This is a genomic window from Nocardioides ginsengisoli (genome assembly GCF_039537225.1).
GTDB lineage: Bacteria > Actinomycetota > Actinomycetes > Propionibacteriales > Nocardioidaceae > Nocardioides > Nocardioides ginsengisoli.
The window spans coordinates 24561-30801 of the sequence record NZ_BAABAC010000023.1 but is presented as its reverse complement, the minus strand read 5'-3'; the positions used below and the strand labels follow the sequence as shown (position 1 = coordinate 30801).

The window sequence follows — 6241 nt, the reverse complement described above, 5'->3', positions numbered from 1 at the left end:
AGCGGCGCGGGTCAGGCGCCCGCAGCGGCCTCGGCCGACTCCGGCATGTCGTCCGGGATCTGCCGCAGGGTCGCGACCATCGAGCACTCGGGCCAGTACTTGGCGTGCAGGTCGGCGAAGTCCTGCTGGTTGGCGATCGCCTCCTCGAGCGTGTCGTACTGCAGCAGCGCCCAGCCGCCGACGGCCTCACGGGCCTCGGCGTACGGCCCGTCGACGCGGGTGACCTCGCCCTTGCGGACCACGAAGTTCACGGCGTCCTCGAGTCCGAACAGCCCGCCGCCGTCGAGGAAGTGGCCCTTCTGGGCCTCCTCGCCGATGTAGACGTTCATCGCGTCGAACAGCGCCTGCGGCGGCTGGCCCTGGCCGTCTTCCATTCGCACGAAACCCATGAAACGCGGCATCTTGATCAGTCCTTCTTCTCGTAGGTGAGTGGTTCCGAACCTACGTCGAACGACCGACACGTTCTTCGACATGGTCCCCGAAAAAGACTTCGAGTCGTGTGCCTGAGACCCCGGCTGACCGGGTTCTCAGGCACACGACTCCCCGCGGAGCGGGCGGATCGGAGGGCTCAGACGTTGCGGCGGTACTGGCCGCCGACCTCGAAGAAGGCCTCGGTGACCTGGCCCAGCGTGCAGACCCGCGCGGCGTCCATGAGGACGGCGAACACGTTCTCGCCGCTCGTGGCCGCCGCCTTGAGCCGGGCGAGAGCGGCCTGCGCCTCGTCGGCGTGGGCCGCCTGGTAGGCGCGGACCCGCGCGAGCTGCGACTCCTTCTCGGTCGACGTCGCCCGGGCCAGCTCGAGCGTCTGCGGGGTCTCGTCGCCGCCCGGCTTGCGGAAGGTGTTGACGCCGATGATCGGGAGCGTGCCGTCGTGCTTGCGGTGCTCGTAGAGCATCGACTCGTCCTGGATCCGGCCGCGCTGGTAGCCGGTCTCCATGGCGCCGAGGACGCCGCCGCGCTCGGAGATCCGGTCGAACTCGAGCAGGACCGCCTCCTCGACCAGGTCGGTGAGCTGGTCGATGACGTACGAGCCCTGGAGCGGGTTCTCGTTCATCGCCAGGCCCCACTCGCGGTTGATGATCAGCTGGATCGCCAGCGCCCTGCGCACCGAGTCGTCGGTGGGCGTGGTGACGGCCTCGTCGTAGGCGTTGGTGTGCAGCGAGTTGGCGTTGTCGTAGATCGCGATCAGGGCCTGGAGCGTGGTGCGGATGTCGTTGAAGTCCATCTCCTGCGCGTGCAGCGACCGGCCGGACGTCTGCACGTGGTACTTCAGCTTCTGCGAGCGCTCGTTGGCGCCGTAGCGCTCCTTCATCGCGACCGCCCAGATCCGGCGGGCGACGCGGCCGATGACGGAGTACTCCGGGTCCATGCCGTTGGAGAAGAAGAACGACAGGTTGGGCGCGAAGTCGTCGATGTCCATGCCGCGGGCGAGGTACGACTCGACGTACGTGAAGCCGTTGGCGAGGGTGAAGGCGAGCTGGCTGATCGGGTTCGCGCCGGCCTCGGCGATGTGATAGCCGGAGATCGACACCGAGTAGAAGTTGCGTACCTGCTGCTGGATGAACCACTCCTGGATGTCGGCCATGCAGCGCAGCGAGAACTCCGTGGAGAACAGACAGGTGTTCTGGCCCTGGTCCTCCTTGAGGATGTCGGCCTGCACCGTGCCGCGCACCGACTTGATCGCCTCGTACGGGTCGATGCCGCGCTCGCGCGCCTGGTCCATCGCGGTGTTGAGGAAGAACGCGAGCACCGTCGGGGCCGGGCCGTTGATCGTCATCGAGACGGACGTCGTGGGCGACAGCAGGTCGAAGCCGTCGTACAGCGCCTTCATGTCGTCGAGCGTGGCGACGGAGACGCCGGACGTACCGATCTTGCCGTAGACGTCGGGGCGCTCGTCGGGGTCGCGGCCGTAGAGGGTGACCGAGTCGAATGCCGTCGAGAGGCGGGTCGCGTCGTGGTGCTCGGAGAGCAGCTTGAACCGCTTGTTGGTGCGGAACGGGTCGCCCTCGCCGGCGAACATGCGGGCGGGGTCCTCGTCGGCGCGCTTGAACGGAAAGACGCCGGCGGTGAAGGGGTACTTGCCCGGCAGGTTCTCGCGGCGCCAGTAGCGGACCAGCTCGCCATGGTCCTCGTAGTCCGGTACGGCGACCCGCGGGATCCGGCTGCCGGCCAGGGAGGTGCGGCCGTTGTCCTCGGTGTCCTTGCGGTAGGCCTCGGCCGTCGCCGGCCAGGCGTCGATCTGCTCGACCAGCTCGCGCGGCAGGTCGCGCTCGGCCTGGGCGGCGAGCTCGGCGACCTCCGGTACGGCGACCTCGGCCGCGACGTCGGCGAACCGCTGCGCGCGGCGGGCCTTGCCGACCAGTGCCTCGGTCTCCTGGTGGTAGTCGCGCAGCGTCGCGGAGATCTCGGACAGGTAGCGGACCCGGTCGGGCGGCAGCACCTGCTGGATCCGGGTCGACCGCTTGGTGTCGACCGGCGCCAGCCGGCCCTCGCCGACGGGGAGGCCCTTGGCGGCGAGCAGGCCGCGCAGGTGCTGGTAGAGCGCCGTGACGCCGTCGTCGTCGAAGGTGGCGGCGGACGTGCCGTAGACCGGCATCGCGTCGGGGCCGGAGCCGAACGCCTCGCGGTTGCGGACCAGCTGGCGGCCCACGTCGCGCATCGCGTCGGCGGCGCCGCGGCGCTCGAACTTGTTGATCGCGACCGCGTCGGCGAAGTCGAGCATGTCGATCTTCTCCAGCTGCGACGCGGCGCCGAACTCGGGCGTCATCACGTAGAGGGAGACGTCGCAGAACGGCACGATGGCCGCGTCGCCCTGGCCGATGCCGGGGGTCTCGACGACGATCAGGTCGAAGCCGGCCGCCTTGAGCACGGTGAGCACGTCGGCGAGGTGGTCGGGCACCTCGTGCGAGCCGCGGGTCGCGAGGCTGCGGAAGTAGACCCGGTCGCGGTCCCACTGGCCGCCGGTGGTGGCGCCCAGGTCGAGGCTGTTCATCCGGATCCGGTCGCCGAGCAGCGCGCCGCCGCCCTTGCGCCGGGTCGGGTCGACCGCGACCACGGCGACCCGCACGCCGTCGAGCTGGTCGGTGCGCAGGCGTCGTACGAGCTCGTCGGTGAGGCTGGACTTGCCGGAGCCGCCGGTGCCCGTGATACCGAGGACCGGTACGACGCGCTCGGCGGCCGCCGCGCGCAGCTCGTCGAGCAGCTGCGCGTCGAGCCGGCCGGTCTCGGCGCCGGTGATGGCGCGCGCGACGTCGGCCCGGTTGCCGGCGACGACCTCGGCCGCGGTGACCTGCCGGACCTCCCACAGGTCGGTGTCGCAGGCCTCGACGACGGTGTTGATCATCCCGGGCAGGCCGAGGCGCTGGCCGTCCTCGGGGGAGAAGATGGTGACGCCGGACTCGCGCAGCCGGCTGATCTCGTCGGGCACGATCACGCCACCGCCGCCGCCTACGACCTGGATGTGGCCGGCGCCGCGCTCGCGCAGCAGCTGGACGAGGTACTCGAAGTACTCCACGTGGCCGCCCTGGTAGGACGACACGGCGATGCCCTGGGCGTCCTCCTCGATCGCGGCGTCGACGACCTCGGCGACCGAGCGGTTGTGGCCGAGGTGGATGACCTCGCAGCCCTGGCTCTGGAAGATCCGCCGCATGATGTTGATCGACGCGTCGTGGCCGTCGAACAGGCTGGACGCGGTCACCAGGCGGACCGGGTGCTTGGGGTGGTGCAGCTTCGCGGTGTGCTTCGGCGTGTTGCTCTCGGCCATGTTGGTGGCATCCCTCCAAAGTCCTCGGACTTCCAATAGTAGGACGTCCTAGGAAAATCCTGAAGACGACGGAGGGGCCCTCCTGGTGTGACCCGCACTACACCGCGGCTGCTGCGCCGCCCCTCGGCGGATCCGGGCTAAGGTCACCCCCATGCCTGCGCCCCGCCTCCCGTTCGACCCGATCGACCGCGCGGGCGACCTGTGGGAGCAGCACTTCGGCGACGCCTCCGCGATGCGCCTGGCGACCTCGGTGATGCGCGTGCAGCAGCTGATGATCGCCGCCCTCGACGCCGCGCTGAAGCCGTTCGGCCTGACCTTCTCCCGCTACGAGGTGCTGGTCCTGCTGCTGTTCAGCCAGCACGGCTCGCTGCCGCTGAGCAAGATCGGCGAGCGGCTGATGGTCCACCCGACGTCGGTGACCAGCGCGATCGACCGGCTCGAGGCGCAGGGGTACGTCGAGCGGGTTCCCGACGAGGCCGACCGGCGCCGTACCCTCGCCCGGCTGACCGCCGAGGGCCGCGAGACCGTGCAGAAGGCCACGACTGCGGTCACCGCGATCGACTTCGCGATCACCGGGCTCGACGAGGGGCAGCGCGCCGACGCCTACGACCTGCTGCGGCAGCTGCGGCAGGCGTCGGGCGACTTTCCGGAGTAGGTGGCTGGCCGACCGGCCTTGTAACTCGGTGTTCGGGGAACTGCCACGGGCTCATGACGTGGTCAGGACCCCGTGATAGTTCCCCGAACACCGAGTTACAAGCGCCGTCGGCGTCGGCCCCCAGCCGCCGCTCAGTAGACCGTGATCCGCAACGCCCGCATCTTCGCGTACAGCGTGGTGCGGGAGATGCCGAGCGCCTGGGCGGCCTTGACCTTGTTGCCGTCGTGCTCGCGCAGCGCCTCGACGATGACCGTCCGCTCGGCGCGGTCGATGGGCGCCAGCCGGCGGCTCGGCTCCTGGGTGCGGTAGGCCTCGGGGAGCTCGTCGACGATGACGGCGCCGGTCCGCTGTCGCCGTACGACGTGCTCGACGACGGCGCGCAGCTCGCGCAGGTTCCCGGGCCAGGGCTGGGAGGAGAGCGCGCCGAGGGCGCCCGGCGTGAAGTGCAGTGAGGAGTCGGCGCCGAGGTCGGCGAGCATGGCGCGGACCAGCTCGGGGATCTCGTGGGGCCGGCTGGCCAGGGGAGTGAGCAGGCGGCGCTCGGTGCACTCGCCGGCGAGCGCGGCGGCCCGCCCGGTCAGGCCCTCGAGCGGTCCGCAGACGAGCACCAGCCGGGGCGCGCGCTGCTCGGCGAGGTGGGAGGCGACGAGGTCGACCAGGTCGTCGGGGAGCAGGTCGATGCCGTCGACGCAGACCGTGCCCTGGCCCGCGCGGACGAGGGCGCCGAAGTCGCGGGCCCAGGCCGCGGAGCCGTCGAGCAGTGCGGCCGCCGCGCTGAGCACGGTCACCGGCTGGGTGTCGGCGAGTCGGCGGGCGGTGGTCGAGCGGCCCGAGCCCGGCGGGCCGGAGACGAGGACCGGCGCGTGCTCCAGCGGCCGGTCGAGGACCGGACGCCGGGCGCGGGGCTCGCGCAGCGGCTCGACGTGGAGCAGTGCGCCGCCGCGGGTGCCGCCGACGCGCGCGGCGTCGACCCGGACGGCCAGGCCGGACTCCAGGGTCAGGTCGATGGTGGCCTCGCCGCGGACGTCGGAGGCGAGCATCCGCAGCAGCGCGACGTCCGTCGAGCCGAGCAGGTCGGCGGCCGCCTGGTTGGACATGAGCAGGTCCTGGCCGATCGCGACGACCGCGCGCCGGCGGGTGCCGGCGGCCTGGAAGGCGGCGAGCAGCTGCTTGTCGGAGACCCGGCTACCGTCGAGCAGACGCTGCTCGATGTCGGCGACCGCGCGCGCGACCAGTGGGGGGAGGAGCGGGCTGGCCTCCTCCATCAGCGCGGTGATGTCGAGGACGCCCTCGATCCGGCGGGTGGTCGGGTGGAAGATCGGGTGGCCGTAGCAGCTGAACCGCCGCAGCGGTACGGCGAAGTGCTCGCGGCCGTTGACCGTGATGCTGGTGCGCGTCTCCAGGACCGTGCCCAGGGCGTTGGTGCCGACCGCCTCCTCGAGCAGCGACGCGCCGACGTCGACGCCGAGGTTGTCGAAGGCGCGGCGGGAGCCGTCGTCGCCGCACCAGCGCTGCGCGATCCGGCCGTCGCGGTCGACGAGCAGGGTGCAGAACATGGTGCCCTCGAGCTGCTCGTTGAGCTCGTCGAGCACGGGGGAGGCGGCGGCCTGGAGCGGCCCGGAGAGGTCGACGTCGGCGTACGTCAGGTGGTCGAGCGCCGAGCTCGGGCTCAGCCCGGCCAGCTCGGCCCGCCGCCACGACAGTGCGATCGGGTCGCGCAAGGCATCGGTCTCCGTGGTCACGCAGTGCCTCCTGGGTCGCTCCTGTGGCCGCGGTCACAGTATGCGGAGGAGGGTTGGCGTCGGGTTGTCCAGTTTCTGAAC

General features: G+C 71.3%; 4 protein-coding genes. 1 reads left to right on the top strand and 3 read right to left on the bottom strand.

Annotated features, from left to right (window positions below):
- Window positions 1-11 precede the first annotated feature (11 nt).
- Together AB4880_RS11655 and icmF are read right to left on the bottom strand one after the other, a co-directional pair.
- Window positions 12-374: a YciI family protein gene (locus AB4880_RS11655; RefSeq protein ID WP_367919669.1), complete on the bottom strand. Its 363-nt coding sequence runs from the start codon at window positions 372-374 to the stop codon at window positions 12-14.
- A gap of 194 nt (window positions 375-568) precedes the next feature.
- Complete coding sequence (gene icmF, locus AB4880_RS11650) at window positions 569-3763, bottom strand: fused isobutyryl-CoA mutase/GTPase IcmF (RefSeq protein WP_367919405.1); 3195 nt, start codon at window positions 3761-3763, stop codon at window positions 569-571.
- Window positions 3764-3914: 151 nt separating this feature from the next.
- Here icmF and AB4880_RS11645 point away from each other — a divergent pair, with 151 nt between their 5' ends.
- On the top strand, window positions 3915-4418 hold the full coding sequence (locus tag AB4880_RS11645) for a MarR family winged helix-turn-helix transcriptional regulator (protein WP_367919404.1): 504 nt from the start codon (window positions 3915-3917) through the stop codon (window positions 4416-4418).
- Window positions 4419-4549: 131 nt separating this feature from the next.
- Here AB4880_RS11645 and AB4880_RS11640 read toward each other — a convergent pair whose 3' ends face one another.
- Window positions 4550-6160 carry a sigma-54-dependent Fis family transcriptional regulator gene (locus AB4880_RS11640; protein WP_367919403.1) on the bottom strand — a complete coding sequence of 537 codons (1611 nt, stop codon included), beginning with the start codon at window positions 6158-6160 and terminating at the stop codon, window positions 4550-4552.
- Window positions 6161-6241: the final 81 nt, after the last annotated feature.